The organism is Pseudomonas sp. A25(2017) (assembly GCF_002001065.1).
Lineage (GTDB): Bacteria > Pseudomonadota > Gammaproteobacteria > Pseudomonadales > Pseudomonadaceae > Aquipseudomonas > Aquipseudomonas kilonensis.
The window spans coordinates 87,946-112,988 of the sequence record NZ_MUOA01000062.1 but is presented as its reverse complement, the minus strand read 5'-3'; the positions used below and the strand labels follow the sequence as shown (position 1 = coordinate 112,988).

Sequence of the window (25,043 nt, the reverse complement as noted above, 5' to 3'; positions counted from 1 at the left end):
GCCCGAAACGTCGGACCGGTCCAGCGGGCGCAAGCCCCCTCGTCACACGTGAGTGCTGCCATCAGCTCTTGTCTTGCACCGTCCACTTACCACCGTCGTAGTACGCTTTCCAGCCAGTCGGCTTGCCGTCGACTTCGGTTTGCACGTATTGCTCCTTGGTCTTGCGGCTGTAGCGAATGACCGCCGGGCGCCCTTCCGGATCCTTCTGCGGCGCTGCACAGAGGAAATGGTACTTCGGATCGATCTCGTCCTTGTGCGGCACGATTTCCATCACCAACGGTGCACGGGTCTCGCGGTTTTTCGGGAACTGGCTGGCCGCCAGGAACAGGCCGGAGGCACCGTCGCGCAGGATGTAGGTGTCGTTGACCTTCTCGCACTTGAGCTCAGGCATCTTCACCGGGTCCATCTTCGGCGGCGCCGCGTCACCGCTCTTGAGCAGTTTGCGGGTGTTTTTGCAGGTCGGGTTGGTGCAACCGAAGAACTTGCCGAAACGGCCGGTCTTGAGCTGCATCTCACTGCCACACTTGTCGCATTCCAGGCTCGGACCTTCGTAGCCCTTGATGCGATAAGTGCCCTCTTCGATCTCGTAGCCAGCACAGTCCGGGTTGTTGCCGCAGATGTGCAGCTTGCGCTTTTCATCCAGCAGGTAGGCATCCATCGCCGTGCTGCAGATCGGGCAGCGATGCTTGCCGCGCAGCACCAGGGATTCCGATTCACCCTCGTCGTCCGCAGCGATTTCGTCGCCCGGCACCAGGTTGACCGTCGCCTTGCAGCGCTCCTTGGGTGGCAGGCTGTAGCCCGAGCAACCGAGGAATACGCCGGTCGAGGCGGTACGGATTTGCATCGGACGCCCGCAGGTCAGGCACGGAATGTCGGTCATGACCGGCTGGTTGGCGCGCATGCCGCTGTCCGGGCTTTCGGCCACTTCGAGCTTTTTCTTGAAGTCGCCGTAGAACTCGTCGAGGACGTTTTTCCAGTCGCGCTCGCCCTGGGCCACATCGTCGAGGTTCTCTTCCATACCGGCGGTGAAGCCGTAGTCCATCAGGTTCGAGAAGCTCTCGGACAAACGCTCGGTAACGATGTCACCCATCTTTTCCGAATAGAAACGACGGTTGTGCAGCGCCACATAGCCGCGGTCCTGGATAGTGGAGATGATGGCTGCGTAGGTCGAAGGACGACCGATGCCGCGCTTTTCCATTTCCTTGACCAGGCTGGCTTCGGAGTAACGGGCCGGTGGCTTGGTGAAGTGCTGGGTCGGATCAAGCTTGATCAGCTTCATCACGTCGCCCTGGGCCATGTCTGGCAGGACGTCATCGTCCCCAGGCTTGGTGATCTGCGGCATGACGCGGGTGTAGCCGTCGAACTTCAGGATGCGGCCCTTGGCGCGCAACTCGAAGTCGCCGGCACCGACGCTGACCGTGGTCGACAGGTATTGCGCCGGCAGCATCTGGCAGGCCAGGAACTGGCGCCAGATCAGCTCGTAGAGACGCTCGGCATCGCGCTCCATGCCCGACAGCTTGCTTGGCTCGGTATTGGCATCGGACGGACGAATCGCTTCGTGCGCCTCCTGCGCGCCTTCCTTGCTGCTGTAGACGTTCGGCGTCTCTGGCAGGTACTTCTTGCCGAACTCACTTTCTATATAAGTGCGCGCCATCGCCACGGCATCGACCGAAAGGTTGGTCGAGTCGGTACGCATATAGGTGATGTAGCCGGCTTCGTACAGACGCTGGGCCATCATCATGGTTTTCTTCACGCCAAAGCCCAGGCGATTGCTCGCGGCCTGCTGCAACGTGGAGGTGATGAACGGCGCCGACGGCTTGCTGCTGGTCGGCTTGTCTTCGCGCTTGACGATGCTGTAGCTGGAAGCCTTGAGCTTCTCCAGCGCGGCCATGGCCTGGGCTTCGTTGAGCGGCTTGAAGGCCTCGCCCTTCTCCCGGGCCACGTCGAAGCGCACGGTGGCGCCCTTGGCGGTGCCGAGGTCGGCGTGGACTTCCCAGTACTCCTCAGGAATGAACGCACGGATCTCCCGCTCGCGCTCCACCACCAGCTTCACGGCGACCGACTGCACACGACCGGCCGACAGGCCGCGGGCGATCTTGGCCCACAGCAGGGGCGAGACCATGTAGCCCACCACGCGGTCGAGGAAGCGACGCGCCTGTTGGGCGTTGACCCGATCGATGTCCAGCTCGCCCGGCTGGGAGAAGGCTTCCTGGATGGCCTTCTTGGTAATTTCGTTGAACACCACGCGCTTGTAGCGGCTGTCATCCCCACCGATGGCTTCGCGCAGGTGCCAGGCAATGGCTTCCCCTTCGCGATCCAAGTCCGTCGCGAGATAGATGGTGTCGGCATCCTTGGCGAGCCGGCGCAGCTCTTCGATGACCTTTTCCTTGCCCGGGAGGATCTCGTACTTGGCTTTCCAGCCGTGTTCCGGATCGACCCCCATGCGTGAGACCAGCTGCTTGCGCGCCTTGTCTTTCGGCGACAGCGCCGGCGCTTCACCGGCAGCAGCCTTGCCGCGCTTGGCGGCTGGCTCCTTGCTGGCGCTAGCCGAACCGCTGGTGGGCAGGTCTCGGATATGGCCGATACTCGACTTCACCACGTATTGGTTGCCCAGATACTTGTTGATGGTCTTGGCCTTAGCCGGGGATTCCACAATGACCAGCGATTTGCCCATGGATCAGAAAATTCCTGAATTCTAAAAAGTGAAAGGCGGTTGGCGCCTGACGCGGCACCGCTATATATAGTGGCTGCAAGGTGAGGTCAAGCGCAGGGTTGCCCGCATACCGGCCTCAAGGCTTGGAAAAAATGCTCTCCTCAGCCTGCACCAAAGCAAAGCGTGGCACCTGTTCGCCGTCAACCTCGACGGACTCCTCGAACATGCTCAAGGGACGCACCCAAAAGCCGTAATCGCCATACAGGGCTTGATAGAAGACCACTTCTTCCTCGGTCTCGGAATGCCGCGCGATGCTGAATACGCGGTACTGCGGACCTTTGTAATGCTGGTAGAGCCCAGGTTGTATCGGCATGCTTGGCACTCACTCAAATCTTTTCAAAATAAAAACAAAATCTTTTTTTTACTAAACCCGAAAAAACAAAAACCGGGGCACTTGGCCCCGGCTTCCATCAACGCAACGCTTAGACGCGTTCGAAGACAGTGGCGATGCCCTGGCCGAGGCCAATGCACATGGTGGACACACCAAAGGTGCCGCCATTCTGCTTCATGACGTTGAGCAGCGTGCCGGAGATACGCGCACCGGAGCAACCGAACGGGTGACCCAGGGCGATCGCGCCGCCGTGCAGGTTAACCTTCTCGTTCATCTTGTCGAGCACTTTCAAATCTTTCAGCACTGGCAAGGCCTGTGCGGCGAAAGCTTCGTTGAGTTCGAAGAAGTCGATATCGGCAATACCCAGGCCTGCGCGCTTCAAGGCTTTCTGCGTGGCCGGTACTGGACCATAGCCCATGATCGCCGGGTCCACACCCGCCACGGCCATCGAACGAATCACCGCCATCGGCTGGATACCCAGGTCCTGGGCACGCTGGGCCGACATCACGATCATGCACGAGGCACCGTCGGTGATCTGCGACGAGGTACCGGCTGTCACGGTGCCGCCCTTCGGATTGAAGGCCGGCTTGAGGGCCGCCAGGCTTTCCAGGGTGGTTTCCGGACGAATGGTTTCGTCGTAGTCGAACAGCTTCAGGAAGCCGTTCTCGTCGTAGCCCTGCATCGGGATGATCTCATCCTTGAACTTGCCTTCCACGGTCGCCTTGTGGGCGAGCTGGTGGGAGCGCACGCCAAAGGCGTCCTGCTGTTCGCGGGTGATGCCGTGCATTTTGCCAAGCATTTCCGCAGTCAGGCCCATCATGCCCGAGGCTTTCGCCGCGTACAGCGACATGTGCGGGTTCGGATCGACGCCGTGCATCATGCTCACGTGGCCCATGTGCTCGACACCACCAACGACGAACACGTCACCGTTACCGGTCATGATCGCCTGGGCGGCGGTGTGCAGCGCGCTCATGGACGAACCGCACAGGCGGCTGACGGTCTGGCCCGCCGCCGTGTGAGGGATCTGGGTCATCAGCGAGGCCATGCGGGCGATGTTCCAGCCCTGCTCCAGGGTCTGGTTCACACAGCCCCAGATCACGTCTTCGACTTCGTTGGGGTCGACCTTGACGTTGCGCTCCAGCAGCTTGCGGATCAGGTGCGCCGACATGTCTTCGGCGCGGGTGTTGCGGTGCATGCCGCCCTTGGAGCGGCCCATCGGCGTACGACCGAAGTCGACAATCACGACGTCTCTAGGATTCAAGCTCATAAATGTTCTCTCGCTCTAGTCGTTGGGCGCTTAACCGAAGAAGCGCTGGCCGTTCTTGGCCATTTCACGCAGCTTCGCGGTCGGGTGGTACAGCGCGCCCAAATCAGCGTACTGGTCAGCCAAGGCAACGAACTCGGCGACACCGATCGAATCGATGTAGCGCAGCGCACCGCCACGGAATGGAGGGAAACCGATACCGTAGACCAGACCCATGTCGGCTTCGGCGGCGGTCTCGACAATGCCGTCTTCCAGGCAACGCACGGTTTCGAGGCACAGCGGGATCATCATCCAATTGATGATGTCCTCGTCGGTGACTTCGCGCTGCTCGTAGACGATCGGCTTGAGCACTTCCAGCACCGACGAGTCGGCGACTTTCTTCTGCTTGCCGCGCTTGTCGGTCTCATAGGCGTAGAAGCCCTTGCCGTTCTTCTGGCCCAGGCGCTTGGCTTCGTAGAGCACGTCGACGGCCGAACGACGGTCGTCTTTCATGCGGTCCGGGAAGCCTTCAGCCATGACGTCGCGACCGTGGTGGCCGGTGTCGATGCCGACCACGTCCATCAGGTACGCCGGGCCCATCGGCCAGCCGAATTTTTCCATGATCTTGTCAATGCGCACGAAGTCCACGCCAGCGCTGACCAGCTTGGCGAAACCGCCGAAGTACGGGAACAGCACGCGGTTGACCAGAAAGCCCGGGCAATCGTTGACGACGATCGGGTTCTTGCCCATTTTCTTGGCGTAGGCCACGGTGGTGGCAACGGCATGTTCGCTGGACTTCTCGCCACGGATCACTTCCACCAGCGGCATCATGTGCACCGGGTTGAAGAAGTGCATGCCGACGAAGTTCTCCGGACGCTTGAGGGCCTTGGCCAACAGCGAAATGGAGATGGTCGAGGTGTTCGAGGCCAGGATGGTGTCCTCTTTGACCTTGTCTTCGACTTCAGCCAGTACCGCCTGCTTGACCTTCGGGTTCTCGACAACGGCTTCGACCACCAGGTCGACATGGCCGAAATCGCCGTAGGACAGGGTCGGACGAATGCCGTTGAGCACTTCGGCCATCTTCGCAGCGGTCATGCGACCTTTGTCGACACGGCCGACCAGCAGCTTGGCGGCTTCGGCCAGGCCCTGCTCGATCCCGTGTTCGTTGATGTCCTTCATCAGGATCGGCGTGCCTTTGGACGCCGACTGGTAGGCGATGCCGCCACCCATGATGCCGGCGCCGAGTACGGCAGCCTGCTTCACGTCACTGGCGATTTCGTCGTAGGCCTTGGCCTTTTTCTTCAGTTCCTGGTCATTGAGGAACAGACCGATCAGGCTTTGCGCAGCCGAGGTCTTGGCCAGCTTGACGAAGCCGGCGGCCTCGACCTCCAGAGCCTTGTCGCGACCGAAGCTCGCGGCTTTCTGGATGGTCTTGATCGCTTCGACCGGCGCCGGGTAGTTCGGGCCTGCCTGACCGGCCACAAAACCCTTGGCGGTTTCGAAGGCCATCATTTGTTCGATGGCGTTGAGCTTGAGCTTCTCGAGCTTCGGCTGACGCTTGGCCTTGTAGTCGAACTCGCCGCTGATGGCGCGCTTGAGGGTTTCAAGGGCGGCTTCCTGGAGCTTGCCAGGTTCGACCACGGCGTCCACGGCACCGACCTTCAGCGCGTCTTCAGCACGGTTTTCCTTGCCGGCGGCAATCCACTCGATGGCGTTGTCCGCACCGATCAGGCGCGGCAGGCGCACGGTGCCGCCGAAGCCTGGGTAGATGCCCAGCTTGACTTCCGGCAGGCCGATCTTGGCCGTGCTGGACATGACGCGGTAATCCGCCGCCAGGCACATTTCCAGGCCGCCACCCAGGGCGATGCCGTTGATGGCCACGACAGTCGGTACGTTGAGGTCTTCGAAGTCGCTGAAAATACGGTTGGCTTCGAGGTTGCCAGCGATCAGTTCGGCATCGGGCAGCTTGAAGTTGTCGACGAATTCGGTGATGTCGGCGCCGACGATGAACACGTCCTTGCCGCTGCTGACGATCACACCCTTGATCGAAGCATCTGCCTTGATAGTGTCTACAGCCTGACGCAATTCATTCAGGGTTAGACGGTTGAACTTGTTGACGGACTCACCCTTGAGGTCGAATTTCAATTCGACGATGCCACTTTCAAGAGCCTTAACCGTGATGGCTTTACCTTCGTAAATCATCAACTGATCTCCACGATATGGAAGCTGAACAGTACACGTTGAACGCTGACCACTGGTTCGGCATAGACGTTACCGTCGATGCTACGCCAATCCGCCAGGCACACCCGTCAACGCGATAGTCGGGGTCTGTAGGAGCATTCTGAAAATACAAACGCTCAATTCATACGCCCGTTTGATTTGGGTACGTCACCTTCACGGAATTTCCGACAATTGTCAATCGCCCTAAACACAGGCGTGAACGCGACTTCACGGTCATTTCCGTACCGTACGGATCCGCAACACGGCGCCGCATGAGCAGCCATTCATAGGATCAATAATTAGAAAAATCGCCCTAATTCCAGACATATCGGATCCAGCGGTCTACGCTGTCGGGACGCGATTGAATATTGGGAACAAAGGACGTTACGAACGCACGTCCTGGCATGAGATTGTTTACCGGCCTGCCTGGCCAACCCGCCCGATGAGACTGTCGGGCTTTTTTTATGCCGGTAGGAGCTGCCGAAGGCTCGGGCCGCGTTCGGACGATCTTTTGATCTTTCGCTTGAGACTCAATGGCCTGGGTAAAGATCGCAGCCTCGCTCCGCTCGACAGCTCCTACGCATCTAAATTCGCTCAGGCCAGCGCCTTGAGGGTGCTGGCAATGTCCTGCAAAACAGTCGCTTCGCCCTTCTCGCCCCAGTACAAGGCAATCATTTGCCGATCGGCTTCAACTTTGTAGACGTTGGCCGGCAATTTTTCGAAATGATTGAGCAGGGATTCATCCTGGCAGACTTCTCGCCACTGGTTGACCCAGACGCCTGGCGCCGTCTGCCAATAGCTCCAGACAGCCGGTTCCTTGCCGCGCCGGGGCCGGTGGTACTGGGCACAGGGGTTTGGCGGCTGCTGGCCGAGCCAGTGCGGCCACTCCTGCGGCGCCAGCTGCATGGCCAGGCCCAGGCGTCGTGCCTCCATGCGCAGGGCCATGCGACCGCTCTGAACACGGGACGGCCGCAACCATGCCAGCGGACTTAACACCACCAACAGGATTGACACCACTATCCAGACCGTCATATTCGTACTCCCGAATTCTGATGAGCCCATTGAGCCACGTCGCCGTCAATGCGCTTGAAACCAGCCATACTTACCGTATCGCAATTCTCTGGAGTGCTTTCCATGTACTACAAACACGTTCTGGTCGCCGTCGACCTCACTGAAGAATGCGATCCGGTCGTCAAGCGCGCCCTCGCCCTTTGCGAAAGCCGGGACACCAAGCTGTCGCTGGTGCACATCGTCGAACCGATGGCCATGGCCTTCGGCGGCGACGTGCCCATGGACCTTTCCCAGTTGCAGCAGCAGCAATTCGACCAGGCCAAGGAGCGCCTTGACCGACTGATCGTGAAATACCCGGCCCTGAAGAAGGAATTCAGCCACCTGACCTACGGCCAGCCGCGCCAGGAGATCCATCACCTGGCCAAGGAACAGGGCTGCGACCTGATTGTGGTCGGCAGCCATGGTCGCCACGGCCTGGCGCTGTTGCTGGGCTCGACCGCCAACGACGTGCTGCATGGCGCGCCTTGCGACGTGCTGGCGGTACATCTGGTCAAGCGCACATAACCCCTACCCTTGTGGGAGCGAGCCTGTGGGAGCAAAGCTTGCTCGCGATGAAGGCATCTCGGTCTGTCGAATGACCGCGTTATCGTTCATCGCGAGCAAGCTTTGCTCCCACAGGCTCACCCCTACAGGGGAATAGCGTTTCAAATAGAAAATCCCGGCGTTCATTGCTGAACTCCGGGATTTTTTTCAACAACGGATCAAGCGTCCAGTTCAGCCCAACGCTCGACCAGTGCGTCCAGCTCGGCCTGCAACTGCTCCAACTGCGCGATCACCTTGGCGGTTTCGGCAGTAGGCCGCTGGTAGAAGCCGGCGTCAGCCATCTCGGCCTCCACGGCGGCGATCTGCTGTTCCTTCGCGTCGATATCACCCGGCAACGCCTCCAGCTCGCGCTGCAGTTTGTAGCTGAGTTTCTTCTTGGCCGGTGCCGGGGCCGCCGCGGCAGCGACCGGGGCTGGCTCGGCCTTGACCACCGCCGAATTCAAGTCGGCCTTGCCGGACTTGCTCTCGGTGACCCCCAGCAGGCGCGGCGAGCCGCCCTGGCGCAGCCAGTCCTGATAACCACCGACGTATTCACGCACCAGGCCTTCGCCCTCGAACACCAGGGTGCTGGTCACGACGTTATCCAGGAATGCCCGGTCGTGACTGACCATCAGCACGGTGCCGTTGAAGGTCAGCAACACCTCTTCCAGCAACTCCAGGGTTTCCACGTCCAGGTCGTTGGTCGGTTCGTCGAGCACCAGCAGGTTCGCCGGCTTGCTGAACAACTTGGCCAGCAACAGACGGGCACGCTCGCCCCCCGACAGCGCCTTGACCGGCGTACGGGCACGCTGGGGGCTGAACAGGAAATCGCCGAGGTAGCTCAACACATGGCGGCTCTGACCATCGATGTCGATGAAATCGCGACCTTCGGCCACGTTATCGATCACGGTCTTTTCCAGGTCCAACTGATGGCGCAACTGGTCAAAGTAGGCAACGTCGATCTTCGTGCCCTCTTCCACCTTGCCATTGGTCGGCACCAGGCCACCGAGCATCAGCTTGAGCAAGGTGGTCTTGCCGGTGCCGTTGGCACCCAGCAGGCCGATGCGATCACCGCGCTGCAGGACCATGGAGAAGTCCTTGATCAGGAACGGGCCGCCCGGGTGCGCGAAACTCACGTTCTCAAGGACCATCACCTGCTTGCCGGACTTGTCAGCGGTATCCAACTGAATGTTGGCCTTGCCGGTACGCTCGCGACGTTCACTGCGTTCCATGCGCAAGGCTTTGAGCGCCCGCACACGGCCTTCGTTGCGGGTGCGACGCGCCTTGATGCCCTGGCGAATCCAGACTTCTTCCTGGGCCAGTTTCTTATCGAACAACGCGTTAGCGGTTTCTTCCGCTGCCAGCGCCGCTTCCTTGTGCACCAGGAAACTGGCGTAGTCGCCGTTCCAGTCGATCAGGCCGCCACGGTCCAGTTCAAGGATGCGCGTCGCCAGGTTTTGCAGGAAGGAACGGTCGTGAGTGATGAACAGCACCGCACCCTGGAAGTCCTTCAAGGCTTCTTCAAGCCAGGCGATGGCGCCGATGTCCAGGTGGTTGGTCGGTTCGTCGAGCAGCAGCAGGTCCGGCTCGGACACGAGGGCCTGGGCCAGCAGGACGCGACGACGCCAGCCGCCGGACAACTCGGCGAGGGTCTTGTCGGCCGGCAGTTGCAGGCGGCTCAGGGTGCTGTCGACCAGTTGCTGCAGACGCCAGCCGTCTCGGGCTTCAAGGTCGTGCTGCACGTGCATCAACTTGTCCAGGTCAGCATCGGTGACGATGTTCTGGCTCAGGTGGTGATACTCGGCCAACAGCGCGCCGACACCGTCCAGGCCTTCGGCGACCACGTCGAACACGGTCCGCTCGTCGGCCACCGGCAGTTCCTGGGGCAATTCGCCGATTTTCAGGCCTGGCGCGCGCCAGACCGAGCCGTCATCGGGCTTTTGATCGCCCTTGACCAGCTTCATCATGCTGGACTTGCCAGTGCCGTTGCGGCCGATGATGCACACCCGCTCACCACGGGCGATCTGCCAGGACACCTTGTCCAACAACGGCATAGCGCCGAAAGCAAGGGACACATCGCTGAATTTGAGCAGGGTCATGAGCTTCTCCAAAAACCGGGCGCGCATTCTACCTGAGATGAGGCCTCAGGGGTCCGCCAATTTCGCCACCGAAGCACTCTGCATAACAAATGTTGCGAACTTGCACCGACGGATCTGCAAAGCTTTCGCCGGCTGCTGGCAAAAGGCTAAGCTACAGACAGTTACCCTGGGTTACCCCTTGGGCTTGTCATGTTTTTTATGCCCGGACGTCTCATGCGCAGTCGCCTTTTCAGTGTTGTATCGTGTCTTTTTGTATGTGCCACTGCCGTTCAATCCGCGCAGGCGGTGGATATCTCCACTCAACGCCAATATTACAACGAGGCCAAGCGTGCCTTGGCCAAGGGTGATTCCGGCCCTTACTTTCGCTACAGCCAGGCCCTGCGCGATTATCCGCTGGAACCCTATCTGGCCTACGACGAATTGACCGCTCGCCTCAAGAGCGCCAGCAATGCCGAAATCGAGAAGTTCCTCGCCGAACACGGTGATCTGCCCCAGGCCAACTGGATGAAGTTGCGCTGGCTGCGTTGGCTGACCGAGCGCGGTGACTGGGAGACCTTCGTCAAGTATTACGACCCCAAGCTCAATTTCACCGAACTGGACTGCCTTAACGCCCAGTACCAGCTCAGCCATGGCTTGAAGGCCGAAGGCTATGCCAATACCGAAAAGCTGTGGCTGTCCGGCAAATCCCAGCCCCAGGCGTGCGATGCCTTGTTCGGCCTATGGGCCTCCCAGGGCCAGTTGACCGAACAGAAACGCTGGGAACGCACCAAACTGGCGGCCCAGGCCCGCAACTACCCGCTGGCCAACAGCCTGGTCAGCGGCCTGACCACCCTCGCCCCCCGTGGCAAGTTGCTGGTGGACGTGGCGCAGAAGCCCGAGTTGCTCAACCAGCCCTCGCGCTTCACCCCGGCCGATGAACCGATGTCCGACATCGTCAGCCTCGGCCTGCGTCGCCTGGCCCGCCAGGATCCGGAAAAGGCCATGGCACTGCTGGACGGCTACGCCAGCACCATGCATTTTTCCCGTGATGAAAAAGTTGCGATTGCCCGGGAAATCGGCCTGACCCTGGCCAAGCGCTTCGACAGCCGGGCCTTGGACGTGATGACGAAATACGACCCGGAACTGCGCGATGACACCGTTTCGGAATGGCGCTTGCGCCTGCTCCTGCGCCTGGCCCGCTGGGACGATGCCTACCAACTGACCCGTCGCCTGCCCGAGTCGCTGTCGAGCACCAATCGCTGGCGGTACTGGCAAGCCCGCACGCTGGAACTGGCGCAGCCGCAGAACCCCGAGGCGCTGGCGCTCTACAAGCACCTGGCCCGTGAACGAGACTTCTATGGCTTCCTGGCCGCCGACCGTTCCCAGTCGCCGTACTCGCTCATCAACAAGCCGCTGGTGATGAGCCAGGCGCTGATCAACAAAGTGCGCAACACCCCTGGCGTGCGTCGGGCGCTGGAATTTCATGCCCGTGGGGACATCGTCGACGGGCGCCGCGAGTGGTATCACGTCAGCCGTCATTTCAACCGTGACGAAATGGTCGCCCAGGCCAAACTGGCTTATGACCTGAAGTGGTATTTCCCGGCCATTCGCACCATCAGCCAGGCCAAGTACTGGGACGACCTGGACATCCGCTTCCCGATGGCCCACCGCGACACCCTGGTACGCGAAGCCAAGATTCGCGGCTTGCATCCAAGCTGGGCGTTCGCCATTACCCGCCAGGAAAGCGCCTTCATGGACGACGCCCGCTCCGGCGTCGGTGCCGCCGGCCTGATGCAACTGATGCCTGGCACCGCCAAGGAAACCGCGCGCAAGTTCAGCATTCCCCTGGCCTCACCACAGCAAGTGTTGAACCCGGACAAGAACATCCAGTTGGGCGCGGCGTACCTGAGCCAGGTTCACAGCCAGTTCAACGGCAACCGCGTCCTGGCCTCGGCGGCCTACAACGCCGGCCCCGGTCGCGTGCGCCAGTGGCTGCGCGGCGCCGACCACTTGAGCTTCGACGTCTGGGTCGAAAGCATTCCTTTCGACGAAACCCGCCAATATGTGCAGAACGTGTTGTCGTACTCGGTGATCTACGGCCAGAAACTCAACTCGCCGCAACCGCTGGTGGATTGGCATGAGCGGTATTTCGATGATCAGTGATTATTAGCGGAAGCTGTTCCTGAGAAGAAAAAATGCCCGCATCGAAAGATGCGGGCATTTTTTTGGTCGGTTACTTGGTCGGTTGCTGGACCCTGTGGGAGCGAGCCTGCTCGCGATAGCGGTGCGACAGTCAGCATCAATGTTGCTGGTCTACCGCTATCGCGAGCAGGCTCGCTCCCACATTGGTTCTTCGGCTCGATACTAACGTTATGCTTCAGACTCACCCCGCTGATTGAACTGCAACGCCGCCAGCCGCGCGTACAACGCATTGCTGGCAACCAGCTCCTGGTGAGTGCCCACCGCAACCACCTTGCCCTGGTCCATCACCGCGATCCGATCAGCGTTTTTCACCGTGGCCAGGCGGTGGGCGATGACCAGGGTCGTGCGGTTTTTCATCAGGTTGGGCAGGGCCTGCTGGATCAGGTGTTCGCTTTGCGCATCGAGGGCGCTGGTGGCTTCGTCCAGCAGCAGGATCGGCGCGTCCACCAGCAACGCCCGGGCGATGGCCAGGCGTTGGCGCTGGCCGCCCGACAGGCCCAGGCCACCGTCGCCCAGGTGGGTCTGGTAGCCGTCGGGCATTTTTTCGATGAAGTCGTGGGCGTGGGCAATCTGCGCAGCCTCCCGCACCTGCTCGGACGTTGCGCCAGGGTTGCCGTAGCGGATGTTCTCTTCGACCGTGCCGAAAAACAGCGCCGGGTTTTGTGAAACCAGGGCGAAGTGGCGGCGCAGGTCCAGCGGATCGAGTTGAGTCAACGGCACATCGTCGATCAGGATCTGCCCTTGCACCGGATCGTAGAAACGCAGCAGCAGGTCATACACCGTTGACTTGCCCGCACCGGAAGGCCCAACCAGGGCCAGGGTCTCACCGGCCTTGATAGTCAGGTCGAGACCGTCGACCGCATAACTGTCCGGCCGGGAGGGATAGGAAAAACGCACGCCTTCGAGGCGCAGATCGCCCCGGACCCGCTCCGGCAAGATGACAAGGCCTGAAGCCGGCGGCTGGATGATGTTCTCCGAACGCAGCAACTCGGCAATGCGCTCTGCCGCGCCCGCGGCCCGTTGCAGCTCGCCGATCACTTCGCTCAGGGTACCGAAGGCGCTGCCGACGATCAGGCTGTAGAACACGAATGCCGCCAGCTCACCGCCGGAAATCCGCCCGGCGATCACATCCATGCCGCCGACCCAGAGCATCACCCCCACCGCGCCCAGCACCAGCACGATCACCAGGGTGATCAGCCAGGCCCGCTGGGCGATGCGCTTGCGGGCGGTGTCGAAAGCCTGCTCCACCGTCACGGAGAATCGTTGTTCGTCCTGGACCTGATGGTTGTAAGCCTGCACGGTCTTGATCTGGCCAAGGGTTTCGGAAACGTAGCTGCCGACGTCGGCAATGCGGTCCTGGCTCTGGCGCGACAAACTGCGCACCCGACGACCAAAGACCAGGATCGGCGCCAATACCAGCGGCAGGGCAATCACCACGATACTGGTCAACTTGGGATTGGTGATGAACAGCAGCACGATGCCGCCCACCACCATCAAGGCGTTGCGCAAAAACAACGACAGCGACGAACCGATCACCGATTGCAGCAAGGTCGTATCGGCGGTCAGCCGCGACTGGATTTCCGAACTGCGGTTGTTTTCGTAGAAACCGGGGTGCAAGTACACCAGATGGTTGAAGACCTGCCGCCGGATATCGGCCACCACCCGCTCGCCGATCCAGGACACCAGGTAAAAACGGGCAAACGTACCGATCGCCAGCCCCACCACCAGCACCATGAACAGGCCGATGGATTGGTTGAGCAGGTGCGGCGAGCGGGTCATGAAGCCCTGGTCCACCAGCAACCGGATGCCTTGGCCCATGGACAAGGTAATACCCGCGGTGACAATCAACGCCAGCAGAGCGCCAGCGACTTGTTTGCGATAAGGGGCAATGAAGCCGCTGGCCAGGCGTATGGCACGGCGATGTCGGGAAGAAAGCATCAAGGGCATCCGATAATGCAGCAGGAAAAAGGCCGGCCAGCGACGCCAAAGCGTAGCGGAACCAAATTGAATCAGAATGAGTCGGGTTAAATATGACCACAACGACTAGAGGCTAGATGTTATCGGTCTAAAGTCTGGCTGGAAACGCAACTGTGTTTCTGATTGAGTGGAGGTGTCGCCATGAACCTACAAGGAGTGTCATGGCTCGGTCACCTGGCGACATTAAAGTAAGCACACAACCTGATGAGGAGACAGGCCATGTCCTTGCAACACAGCAGCGACGACAAGATTCAAGTAATCCGCACGCAACCGGACCAGTCTCTGGGCTGCTCGATCATCGATGAGGAAGGGCGCGAAGTACCGATCACCGAAGACATGATCCAAAAAGCCTGCAGCGAGCTGGAAAAACGACTGGTCAAGCCTGCCGAACAAAAGTGATACAGCCCGTCTTCAATTGGACCCGACCTTGATGTCGGGTTTTTTATACTTGCGAGAAAGGTTGTGGGAGCAAGGCTTGCCCGCGATGCAGGCACCTCGGTCCCCTGACCGCGTCATCGTTCATCGCGAGCAAGCTTTGCTCCCACAACCCAGCGCTGTCACGATCTGTTGCAAAGCCGCCGACTGCCCTTCAATACGAACCTTCAAACTGTCGATTTCCCGCCGTGGCGGATAATGCTTGCGCAAGGCGTCGAACGCGCTGCGTTGCTCGCTGACCGTGCCCACCAGGCTGCGGCGAAAGTTTGCGTCGTCGCCACGGGGGTCGTACACGCTCCGGCACAACGCCGCCAAGGCCCAGGCCGGGTCGGTTGCGGCATCCAGGGTGATGCCACCGAGCCAAGGCCGAGGCAACAGGTCGCTGAGGCTGACTTCAACCGGCTGTTCCAGGAAAGCGCACAAGGCCTGGTAGATCTGGGCGGTGCCGCGCTGACGGCCATCGAGGCTGTAACCGGCAATGTGCGGGGTGGCGATCACGCACAAATCGGCCAGGTCCACATCCACGGTGGGTTCCTGCTCCCAGACATCCAGCACCGCTTGCAGGTCTTCGCGTTCCAGCAACACTTCGCGTAGCGCGGCGTTGTCGATCACCGGGCCGCGGGCCGCGTTGATCAGCCAGGTCCCGGGCTTGAGCTGGTTCAGGCGCGCCTCGTCGAACAGGTGCCAGGTCGGTTGCTCACCGTCGCGGGTCAACGGTGTGTGCAGGCTGATCACATCGCACTGCTCGATGATCTGCTCCAGGCTCACATAGTCGCCCCCCTCGGCGGCCTGACGCGGCGGATCGCAGACCTTTACGGTCCAGCCCAGCCCCTTGAGCACCTCGATCAACCGCCCGCCCACCTGGCCTGCGCCGACCACGCCGAAGGTTCGTTGCTCGAGTTGTGCGCCTTCGATTTCTGCCAGGGTCATCAGGCTGCCCAGCACATAGTCCACCACACCACGGGCATTGCAGCCCGGCGCGCTGGCCCAGCGGATACCGGCCTCGGCGAGATAATCCAGGTCCAGGTGATCGGTGCCGATGGTGCAGGTGCCGACGAAGCGCACCTTGCTGCCTTCCAGCAGGGCCCGATTGACCTGGCTGACCGAACGCACCAGCAACACATCGGCGTGCTCGACCATCGTCCGGTCGATCCCCCGCCCCGGTACCCGGCGGATTTCGCCGAATCCTTGGAAAAATGCATCGAGCAGGGGGATGTTTTCGTCGGCGACGATCAGCATGGCAGAGCTCCTTTGGCGGGAGGGGCAGTGTAGGCGTTCCGTTGGGCCTGTGCATTACCCGGAGCGAATGATGTTGTGGCAAGGGAATTTATGTGGGAGCAAAGCTTGCTCGCGATGCAGGCGCCTCGGTTCCTAGGGAGACCGCATCATCTTCATCGCGGGCAAGCCTTGCTCCCACAGGTGCTTGAAAATTGAAAAAGCGATTACAAATCCACAACACAGGTTTTTTCCTGACCACTGCGTCAAGGCGTAGAATTCGCCGCCTTGCGCTTAACCTTTTCGGACGCTTTCCCTGTGAATCCTGTCATCGACACCCCCACCACCCTCTCCCGCCCGGCCCGGGTTCGCCTGGAACTCAGGACCTTGCTGGCCTTGGCCTTGCCGATCATGGTGGCGCAACTGGCAACTACCGCCATGGGGTTTGTCGATGCGGTGATGGCCGGTCGGGTTGGCCCGCGGGATCTGGCGGCCGTCGCCCTGGGCAACTCGATCTGGGTGCCGGTGTTCCTGTTGATGACCGGCACATTGCTGGCGACCACGCCGAAAGTTGCCCAGCGCTTCGGTGCCGGTACGTTCGACGAGATCGGGCCGCTGGTGCGCCAGGCGTTGTGGTTGGCATTGGTGGTGGGGTTGATCGCGACGCTGGCGCTGTTCAGCGCCGAACCAATCCTGCACATCATGAACGTCGATCCTGAACTGATCGGTCCGTGCATGGAATACCTGCGGGGCATCGGGACAGGCCTGCCGGCGGTGGCGCTGTATCACGTACTGCGCTGCTTCAGCGATGGCCTGGGACGCACGCGGCCGGCGATGGTGCTGGGGCTGTGCGGGCTGGCGCTGAACATTCCGCTCAATTACATCTTCATCTACGGACACCTGGGCGTGCCCGCCATGGGCGGCGTCGGTTGCGGCTGGGCCACGGCCATCGTGATGTGGGTCATGGCCCTGGGCATGGCCGGTTGGGCCCGCTGGGCGCCGGCCTATCAGTCGAGCCAGTTGTTCAGCCGTTTCGACTGGCCGCAATGGGCCGTCATCAAGCGCCTGCTGGGCATCGGCCTGCCGATTGGCATCGCGGTGTTCGCCGAGTCGAGTATTTTCGCAGTGATCGCCCTGCTGATCGGCAGCCTCGGCGCCACCGTGGTGGCCGGGCACCAGATCGCACTGAACTTCAGCTCCCTGGTGTTCATGATCCCCTACTCCCTGGGCATGGCCGTCACGGTGCGGGTCGGCCAGGCCCTGGGCCGTCGTCAGCCGCGCGAAGCGCGCTTCGCTGCTGGGGTGGGCATGGGCACGGCCCTGGCGTACGCCTGCCTGTCGGCGAGCCTGATGTTCGCGCTGCGCGGGCCTATCGCGGCGATCTATACCGCCGATCCGGTGGTGATCAACGTGGCCTCGATGCTGATCGTCTACGCGGCGCTGTTCCAGTTTTCCGATGCGATCCAGGTCACGGCGGCAGGCGCGTTGCGCGGCTTCCAGGACACCCGGGTGACGATGATCCTGACCCTGTTCGCCTATTGGGGGATCGGCCTGCCGGTGGGTTACGCCCTGGGCCTGACCGACTGGCTCGGCGCGGCCAGCGGCCCGAGCGGGTTGTGGCAAGGCCTGATCGTGGGCTTGAGCTGCGCGGCGCTGATGCTGTCGATCCGCCTGGCACGCAGCGCGCGCAAGCAGATCAGGCTCAGTCGTTCGACGGATTAAGCGAGTTTCTTGCGGATCCAGTAGAGGTACGTGCCCGCTTCCTCCTGCTGGGCCACCAGTTCGTGGTCCAGGAACACGCAAAACTTGGGGATGTCGCGGCGAGTCGAGGGGTCGGTGGCGATCACTTTCAGCAGCCCACCGGGAACCAGGTCGCGAATGTGCTGGTGCAGCATCATCACCGGCTCCGGGCAATTGAGGCCCGTGGCATCCAGCGTGCCGTCGACCGGCGTATCGTTCATTTCACTCATGTTCTACTCCTGAAACTGGCCGGCATTGTCGCGCAATGTCGGTCCTGAGCAAAGCCTGTGGAATCGCAAACATGTGAAAGCAAACTGTGGGATAGCAGACATGTAAGAGCAAGCCTGTGGGAGCAAGGCTTGCCCGCGATGCAGGCACCTCGGTCTCCAGACCGTGTCACCGTTCATCGCGAGCAAGCTTTGCTCCCACAGCTTTGCTCCCACGGGGCTTTTTGGTGTCCAGCCGCCGCAGATGGCACGTCACTTCCTCGCGGTCGTGGTACAGCTGCTTGCAACCGATATCGACCTTGATGCCCCTGGCCTTGAACCCCTCGGCGATACGTTCGAGCAGGCGCTTGACCTCGGCATAACGCTGTTTCATCGGCAGCTTGAGGTTGACCACGGCCTCGCGGCAATGCCCTTCGCCAATCCACTCTTCCAGCATCGCCGCGTTGCGTGCCGGCTTCTCGACGATATCGCAGACCATCCAGTCCACCGGCTGCTTGGGCTTGAACGTGAAGCCGTCCGCCATCAGATGCTGCACCAGGCCGGTGTCCATCAGGCTTTCGGCCATCGGGCCATTGTCGATGGCGGTCACCAGCATGCCCCGGTTGACCAGTTGCCAGGTCCAGCCGCCCGGCGCGGCACCGAGGTCCACGCCGGTCATGTCGCTGTGCAGGCGCTCGTCCCACTGGTCCCGGGGAATGAAGTGGTGCCAGGCCTCTTCAAGCTTGAGGGTGGAACGGCTCGGCGCTTCCCGGGGAAACTTCAGGCGGGGAATGCCCATGGGCCACATCGCCGAGTTATCGGATTCGGCCAGGCCCAGGAACACTTCGCGACCACTCTTGAAAGTCAGCAGCAGGCGCGGCTTGCGCGGGTCGTCCACCAGCTTGCCGGCGCCAATCAGCGCCTTGCGCAAGGGGCCTTCGAATTTTTTGCAGAAGTTCGACAGTTCCTTGCCGTCGTTGGTATCCACCACTTCCAGCCACAGGCTGCCACAGGTCGGGAAAGCGGCCATGTGGGCCAGGATGACGCTGATGCGATCGGTTTCCGGCAAATCGATGAACGTACCGCGCGCCCACTGGCGCGGAAAAATCAGTTCGGCGAAACGCTGGCCGCCCATCAGCCGCTCGGCGCCGTCGTCTTCGGTGCAGACAAATTCAGCACAGGCACTGGCCGGTTTGGCCTTGGCGTAGCCGGCCACGTTGAGTCGGGCCGCGTGCTCGGCGATCTCGGAACAGACCTCGCCTTCGAAGCCCGGCCGGCAGTGCATGAAAAGCGTGTTCATTGAAACTCCGTAGCAAAGCCTGTCACGAAAACCGCCGCATGATAGCGGAGTTCGGAACCGCGAACCTTGCTATAGAGTCCAGTGATTAGTCATTCGCTCAAAACAGGGCTAGGTTAAAGCCTCTACCCGTTCCGTCAGTCCGTAGCCGTGCGGACTCAAAGGAGTGATTTCAATGCCGTCCCTCGATAGCCTGAAAACCCTTAGAACACTGCAAGTCGACGCCAGGACCTACCACTACTTCAGCCTGCCGGATGCCGCCCGAAGCCTGGGCGACCTGGACAAACTGCCCATGTCGTTGAAGGTACTGCTGGAAAACCTGCTGCGCTGGGAAGATGAAAAAACCGTCACTGGCACCGACCTCAAGGCCCTGGCCGGGTGGCTCAAGGAGCGCCGCTCCGACCGCGAGATTCAATACCGCCCCGCCCGGGTGTTGATGCAAGACTTCACCGGCGTCCCCGCCGTGGTCGACCTGGCCGCCATGCGCGCCGCCATGGAAAAGGCCGGCGGCGATCCCCAGCGGATCAACCCGCTGTCGCCGGTGGACCTGGTGATCGACCACTCGGTGATGGTGGACAAATTCGCCAGCAGCCAGGCGTTCGAGCAGAACGTCGACATCGAAATGCAACGCAACGGCGAACGCTACGCCTTCCTCCGTTGGGGCCAAAGCGCTTTCGACAACTTCAGCGTGGTGCCGCCGGGCACCGGCATCTGCCATCAGGTCAACCTCGAATACCTGGGCCGCACCGTGTGGACTAAAGAAGAAGACGGCCGCACCTACGCGTTCCCCGACACGTTGGTGGGCACTGACTCCCACACCACCATGATCAACGGCCTCGGCGTACTGGGCTGGGGCGTCGGCGGGATCGAGGCGGAAGCGGCCATGCTCGGCCAGCCGGTGTCGATGCTGATTCCCGAGGTCATCGGTTTCAAACTCGTCGGCAAACTGCGCGAAGGCATCACCGCCACCGACCTGGTGCTGACCGTCACGCAGATGCTGCGCAAGAAAGGCGTGGTGGGCAAGTTCGTCGAGTTCTATGGCGACGGTCTGGCCGACCTGCCCTTGGCCGACCGCGCCACCATCGCCAACATGGCCCCGGAATACGGCGCCACCTGCGGTTTCTTCCCAGTCGACGATGTGACCCTGGACTACTTGCGCCTGTCCGGACGCCCTACGGAAACAGTGAAACTGGTGGAGGCCTATTGCAAGGCCCAGGGCCTGTGGCGCTTGCCCGGCCAGGAACCGGTGTTCACCGACACCCTGGAGCTGGACATGGGCAGCGTCGAGGCCAGCCTCGCTGGGCCCAAACGCCCGCAGGACCGGGTCTCGCTGCCGAATGTCGGCCAGGCTTTCAGCGACTTCCTGGGATTGCAGGTCAAACCCACCAGTAAAGAAGAAGGTCGCCTGGAAAGTGAAGGTGGCGGTGGCGTCGCGGTGGGCAATGCCGATCAGGTGGGCGAAGCCGAATACGAATACGAAGGCCACACCCATCGCCTGAAAAACGGCGCGGTGGTGATCGCTGCTATCACCTCGTGCACCAACACCTCCAACCCCAGCGTGATGATGGCCGCCGGGCTGCTGGCCAAAAAAGCCGTGGAAAAGGGCCTGACCCGCAAGCCGTGGGTCAAGAGTTCCCTGGCTCCGGGTTCCAAGGTGGTCACCGACTACTACAAGGCGGCCGGCCTGACCGAGTACCTGGATAAACTTGGTTTCGACTTGGTCGGCTATGGTTGCACCACCTGCATCGGCAACTCCGGACCGTTGCCGGAGCCCATCGAAAAAGCCATCCAGAAAGCCGACCTGACGGTGGCTTCGGTATTGTCGGGCAACCGCAACTTCGAAGGCCGGGTGCACCCACTGGTGAAGACCAACTGGCTGGCCTCGCCGCCGCTGGTGGTCGCCTATGCCCTGGCCGGCACCGTGTGCATCGACATCAGCAGCGAACCGCTGGGCAACGACCGGGACGGCAAACCGGTGTACCTGCGGGACATCTGGCCCAGCAGCCAGGAAGTGGCCGCCGCCGTGGCCCAGGTCAACACCAGCATGTTCCACAAGGAATACGCCGCCGTGTTTGCCGGTGACGAACAATGGCAGGCCATCGAAGTGCCGCAAGCGGCGACTTACGTCTGGCAGGACGACTCGACCTACATCCAGCACCCGCCGTTCTTCGACGACATCGGCGGACCGCCGCCGGCCGTCAGGAACGTCGAGGGTGCCCGGGTCCTGGCCCTGTTGGGAGATTCGGTGACCACCGACCACATTTCCCCGGCCGGCAATATCAAGACCGACAGCCCGGCCGGTCGCTACCTGCGCGAACAGGGCGTGGAGCCGCGAGACTTCAACTCCTATGGCTCCAGGCGCGGCAACCACCAGGTGATGATGCGCGGCACCTTCGCCAATATCCGCATTCGCAACGAAATGCTCGACGGCGAAGAAGGCGGCAACACGATCTACATCCCCAGTGGCGAACGAATGCCGATCTACGACGCCGCCATGCGGTACCAGGCCGCGGGCACGCCGCTGGTGGTGATTGCCGGGCAGGAATATGGCACCGGGTCGAGCCGGGACTGGGCCGCCAAGGGCACGAACCTGCTGGGGGTCAAGGCGGTGATCGCCGAAAGCTTCGAGCGCATCCACCGCTCCAACCTGGTGGGCATGGGCGTGCTGCCATTGCAGTTCAAGCTCGACCAGAACCGCAAGCGCCTGAACCTTACGGGCAAGGAAACCCTGGACATCCTGGGCCTCAATGACGTCGAACTGACGCCGCGCATGAACCTGCCCCTGGTCATCACCCGAGAGGACGGCAGCCAGGAGCGAATCGAAGTGTTGTGCCGGATCGATACCTTGAATGAAGTGGAATATTTCAAGGCCGGCGGGATCCTTCACTATGTACTGCGGCAATTGATTGCCGGTTAAAAACACCCGCCTCCTATGGCGAATGCGTCAATAGAAGATAAGCGACGAACCCCTTGTGGGAGCGGGCTTGCTCGCGAAGGCGGCGTAACAGTCAATATTGATGTTGCCAGGCACACCGTTTTCGCGAGCAAGCCCGCTCCCACAGGCTCCGCAGCTTACTGACCGTTATTCACCTCTTAACAGGCGATGTTTTTGTATCGGCCCGCCTATAATCCCGCCGGCACTCACGGAACAGAGTCCGCCAACGGCTTGCCCCTCCTGCGCATGAACCTGCATGGACACAAATGTGCCCTCTGCGCGACACGGTGGCGTCGAAGCCCCAACGGCCGCTCTCGCCCCGAGCTCTTCCGCTAAAAGGATGTTGTATGCCCGCTTTACCCTGGCTTCACCTGGCCCTCCTCTCCACAGGCTACGGTCTGGCGCTGGTCTACGGCCATTTGACCTGGACAGCTGCCATCTCGGTCGCGCTATTGCTGTTTGCCGGGTATGCGGTTCGCCAACAGCAAACGCCGGTAGGCCAGTTTCTCGGGCACGCCCTGTTCCTGATCATGGCCCTGGCATTGGCCCTGCACTGGATGCCTGGCTTCTTCAACGGGCGGGTGATCCCGGCGCAACGCTTGACCGACGACGCCGCGCCGTTTGCCATGTACCTGAACCAGGACAAGCCGCTGATCGGCTTCTGGCTGTTGCTGGCCTGCCCCTGGATCGTCAGCCGACGCCCGTTGCGCCTGGCGGCAGGGGCCACGGCACTGGGCCTGGCGTTGAGCGCGGTGTTGGCCCTCGGCGGAGCCATGCTGCTGGGCATGATCCACTGGGCGCCGAAATGGCCGGATCACGCCTGGTTGTGGGTGTTCAACAATCTTTTATTGGTGACGCTGGTGGAGGAAGCGCTGTTTCGTGGCTACATTCAAGGGGGCTTGAGTCGGCGCTTCAAACACCTGAGTTACGGCGACAACCTGGCGCTGCTCCTGTCCTCGCTGCTGTTCGGCCTGGTACATGCTGGCGCAGGTTGGCAATGGGTGCTGCTCTCGGGCCTGGCGGGGGTCGGTTACGGCCTGGCCTATCGTTTTGGCGGCCTGGGCGCGGCGATTGCCACGCATTTTCTCCTCAATCTGCTTCATTTCGCCCTATTTACCTACCCGATGCTGGCGTGATAGCGACAGGCAAAAATAACTTCAATTAAAACCTGACACCGCCGACAACCTTTCAAAGCCTTGCGGATCTACACACCATGCGTAACAACCAGCCCGTCACACAACGCGAAAGGACCTTCCCGGCCCAGCAACGATTGATTTCGACCACCGACGCCAAGGGCGTGATCACCTACTGCAACGACGCGTTCGTTGAGATCAGCGGGTATTCGAAGGAAGAACTGATTCGTTCGCCGCACAATCTCGTGCGCCATCCCGACGTCCCTTCCGCTGTGTTCGCGCATATGTGGGGCACGCTGAAACAAGGCTTGCCATGGATGGGCATCGTCAAGAATCGCAGCAAGAACGGCGACCATTACTGGGTCAATGCCTATGTCACGCCCGTGTTCGAGGGCAATCAGGTGATCGGCTACGAGTCGGTGCGGGTCAAGCCCTCCGCCGAACAGATCGCCCGCGCCGAGGCGCTTTATCAACGCATCAACCAAGGCAAATCCGCAGTTCCGGGTAGCGACAAATGGGTACCCGTACTGCAGGACTGGCTACCGTTTATCCTGGTCAGCCAGTTGAGTTTCATCGTCGGCGCTTTCCTGGATTCCTCCTGGGGCTTTGCCCTGGCCGCCCTGCTGTCGGTGCCGCTGGGGCTATTAGGCCTGCAATGGCAGCAACGCGGGATCAAGCGCCTGCTGCGCCTGGCCGAGCAAACCACGTCCGACCCGCTGATCGCCCGGATGTATACCGACAGCCGCGGCGCCCAGGCACGCCTGGAGATGTCGATCCTCAGCCAGGAAGCGCGCCTGAAAACCTGCCTGACCCGCCTGCAGGACACCGCCGAGCACCTTAACGACCAGGCTCGACAGTCCAATACCCTGGCCCATGACAGTTCCAGCGGCCTGGAGCGCCAACGGGTGGAAACCGAACAGGTCGCCACGGCCGTCAACCAGATGGCGGCAACGACCCAGGAAGTCGCCAGCCACGTGCAGCGCACCGCCGACGCCACCCAGGAAGCCAATCGCCTGACCAGCCGCGGGCGCGACATCGCCGGCGAAACCCGCGAAGCCATCGAGCGCCTGTCGGTGGTAGTCGGTGAAACCGGCCACACCGTGACCCAGTTGGCCAAGGACAGCGACGAGATCGGTGGCGTGGTAGACGTGATCAAAGGCATCGCCGACCAGACCAACCTGCTGGCCCTCAACGCCGCCATCGAAGCGGCCCGCGCCGGGGAGATGGGCCGCGGCTTTGCCGTGGTGGCTGACGAAGTGCGGCAACTGGCACAACGCACCAGCGAATCCACCGGGCAGATCCACGCCCTGATCGCCAAGCTCCAGCAGACCGCCACCAACGCCGTGCAGACCATGGACGCCGGCCATCGCCAGGCCGAAGAAGGCGTGGCCCGGGTCATGGAAGCAGACGAGGCACTGGTGGGGATCAGTGCAGCGGTGGCCCACATTACCGACATGACCACCCAGATCGCCGCCGCCACCGAGGAGCAAAGCTCAGTGGCCGAGGAGATCAGCCGCAACATCAGCAATATCTCGCAGCTGGCCGACCAGACCTCTGGCCAGGCTCACAGCTCGGCGCTGCTGAGCGAAGAGCTGACCCGCACGGCCAACACGCAGTACTCGTTGGTGGAGCGGTTTAACCGCTGATAGATGTCGGCTTGAGCAAAAAACCCGGACAGCGAAAGCTTCCGGGTTTTTTATTACCATTTTAAAAAATAGCGTCGCG

At 61.4% G+C, this 25,043-nt stretch carries 17 protein-coding genes; 7 read left to right on the top strand and 10 right to left on the bottom strand.

Going from position 1 to position 25,043, the window contains the following annotated elements:
* Positions 1-61: 61 nt before the first annotated feature.
* The 5 genes from topA to B0E42_RS15190 form a co-directional block, all read right to left on the bottom strand.
* The gene (gene topA / locus B0E42_RS15210; RefSeq protein ID WP_077506758.1) at positions 62-2,674 is read right to left on the bottom strand and encodes a type I DNA topoisomerase; all 2,613 of its coding nucleotides are present in this window, start codon (positions 2,672-2,674) and stop codon (positions 62-64) included.
* A gap of 115 nt (positions 2,675-2,789) precedes the next feature.
* Positions 2,790-3,026 carry a DUF1653 domain-containing protein gene (locus B0E42_RS15205; protein WP_003199644.1) on the bottom strand — a complete coding sequence of 79 codons (237 nt, stop codon included), beginning with the start codon at positions 3,024-3,026 and terminating at the stop codon, positions 2,790-2,792.
* Positions 3,027-3,135: 109 nt separating this feature from the next.
* Positions 3,136-4,311 carry an acetyl-CoA C-acyltransferase FadA gene (gene fadA / locus B0E42_RS15200; RefSeq protein WP_018604861.1) on the bottom strand — a complete coding sequence of 392 codons (1,176 nt, stop codon included), beginning with the start codon at positions 4,309-4,311 and terminating at the stop codon, positions 3,136-3,138.
* Between the two features lie 30 nt (positions 4,312-4,341).
* The gene (fadB, locus tag B0E42_RS15195; protein ID WP_018604860.1) at positions 4,342-6,489 is read right to left on the bottom strand and encodes a fatty acid oxidation complex subunit alpha FadB; all 2,148 of its coding nucleotides are present in this window, start codon (positions 6,487-6,489) and stop codon (positions 4,342-4,344) included.
* Between the two features lie 612 nt (positions 6,490-7,101).
* Entirely contained in the window at positions 7,102-7,539 is a 438-nt protein-coding gene (locus B0E42_RS15190; protein ID WP_018604856.1) for a hypothetical protein, read from the bottom strand.
* Between the two features lie 102 nt (positions 7,540-7,641).
* On the opposite strand from B0E42_RS15190, the gene B0E42_RS15185 reads away from it, so the two are divergent.
* A complete protein-coding gene (locus B0E42_RS15185; RefSeq protein WP_018604853.1) occupies positions 7,642-8,082 on the top strand; it encodes a universal stress protein in 441 nt (146 codons plus the stop codon).
* A gap of 197 nt (positions 8,083-8,279) precedes the next feature.
* Here the strand turns inward: B0E42_RS15185 and B0E42_RS15180 are convergent, their stop codons facing one another.
* On the bottom strand, positions 8,280-10,199 hold the full coding sequence (locus tag B0E42_RS15180) for an ATP-binding cassette domain-containing protein (RefSeq protein ID WP_077506757.1): 1,920 nt from the start codon (positions 10,197-10,199) through the stop codon (positions 8,280-8,282).
* A gap of 213 nt (positions 10,200-10,412) precedes the next feature.
* On the opposite strand from B0E42_RS15180, the gene B0E42_RS15175 reads away from it, so the two are divergent.
* On the top strand, positions 10,413-12,341 hold the full coding sequence (locus B0E42_RS15175) for a transglycosylase SLT domain-containing protein (RefSeq protein WP_018604846.1): 1,929 nt from the start codon (positions 10,413-10,415) through the stop codon (positions 12,339-12,341).
* Between the two features lie 207 nt (positions 12,342-12,548).
* Here B0E42_RS15175 and B0E42_RS15170 read toward each other — a convergent pair whose 3' ends face one another.
* Positions 12,549-14,327, bottom strand: coding sequence for an ABC transporter transmembrane domain-containing protein (locus B0E42_RS15170; RefSeq protein WP_168188522.1), 1,779 nt, complete (start codon positions 14,325-14,327; stop codon positions 12,549-12,551).
* 249 nt (positions 14,328-14,576) lie between these two features.
* On the opposite strand from B0E42_RS15170, the gene B0E42_RS15165 reads away from it, so the two are divergent.
* On the top strand, positions 14,577-14,756 hold the full coding sequence (locus B0E42_RS15165; protein WP_018608562.1) for a PA1571 family protein: 180 nt from the start codon (positions 14,577-14,579) through the stop codon (positions 14,754-14,756).
* 120 nt (positions 14,757-14,876) lie between these two features.
* Here B0E42_RS15165 and pdxB read toward each other — a convergent pair whose 3' ends face one another.
* Positions 14,877-16,031: a 4-phosphoerythronate dehydrogenase PdxB gene (pdxB, locus tag B0E42_RS15160; RefSeq protein ID WP_018608564.1), complete on the bottom strand. Its 1,155-nt coding sequence runs from the start codon at positions 16,029-16,031 to the stop codon at positions 14,877-14,879.
* 294 nt (positions 16,032-16,325) lie between these two features.
* Here pdxB and B0E42_RS15155 point away from each other — a divergent pair, with 294 nt between their 5' ends.
* On the top strand, positions 16,326-17,729 hold the full coding sequence (locus B0E42_RS15155) for an MATE family efflux transporter (protein ID WP_053178605.1): 1,404 nt from the start codon (positions 16,326-16,328) through the stop codon (positions 17,727-17,729).
* Here B0E42_RS15155 and tusA read toward each other — a convergent pair.
* Both tusA and rlmM read right to left on the bottom strand, forming a co-directional pair.
* Positions 17,726-17,977 carry a sulfurtransferase TusA gene (gene tusA / locus B0E42_RS15150; RefSeq protein ID WP_014339369.1) on the bottom strand — a complete coding sequence of 84 codons (252 nt, stop codon included), beginning with the start codon at positions 17,975-17,977 and terminating at the stop codon, positions 17,726-17,728. The genes B0E42_RS15155 and tusA overlap by 4 nt on opposite strands.
* A 166-nt stretch (positions 17,978-18,143) precedes the next feature.
* Positions 18,144-19,253: a 23S rRNA (cytidine(2498)-2'-O)-methyltransferase RlmM gene (gene rlmM / locus B0E42_RS15145; protein ID WP_053178604.1), complete on the bottom strand. Its 1,110-nt coding sequence runs from the start codon at positions 19,251-19,253 to the stop codon at positions 18,144-18,146.
* Positions 19,254-19,425: 172 nt separating this feature from the next.
* Here rlmM and acnA point away from each other — a divergent pair, with 172 nt between their 5' ends.
* From acnA to B0E42_RS15130, 3 genes are all read left to right on the top strand, one after another.
* Entirely contained in the window at positions 19,426-22,167 is a 2,742-nt protein-coding gene (gene acnA, locus B0E42_RS15140; protein WP_077506755.1) for an aconitate hydratase AcnA, read from the top strand.
* A gap of 365 nt (positions 22,168-22,532) precedes the next feature.
* Positions 22,533-23,321: a CPBP family intramembrane glutamic endopeptidase gene (locus tag B0E42_RS15135; RefSeq protein ID WP_053178600.1), complete on the top strand. Its 789-nt coding sequence runs from the start codon at positions 22,533-22,535 to the stop codon at positions 23,319-23,321.
* A gap of 77 nt (positions 23,322-23,398) precedes the next feature.
* A complete protein-coding gene (locus tag B0E42_RS15130) occupies positions 23,399-24,964 on the top strand; it encodes a PAS domain-containing methyl-accepting chemotaxis protein (protein ID WP_077506754.1) in 1,566 nt (521 codons plus the stop codon).
* Positions 24,965-25,043 lie beyond the last annotated feature (79 nt).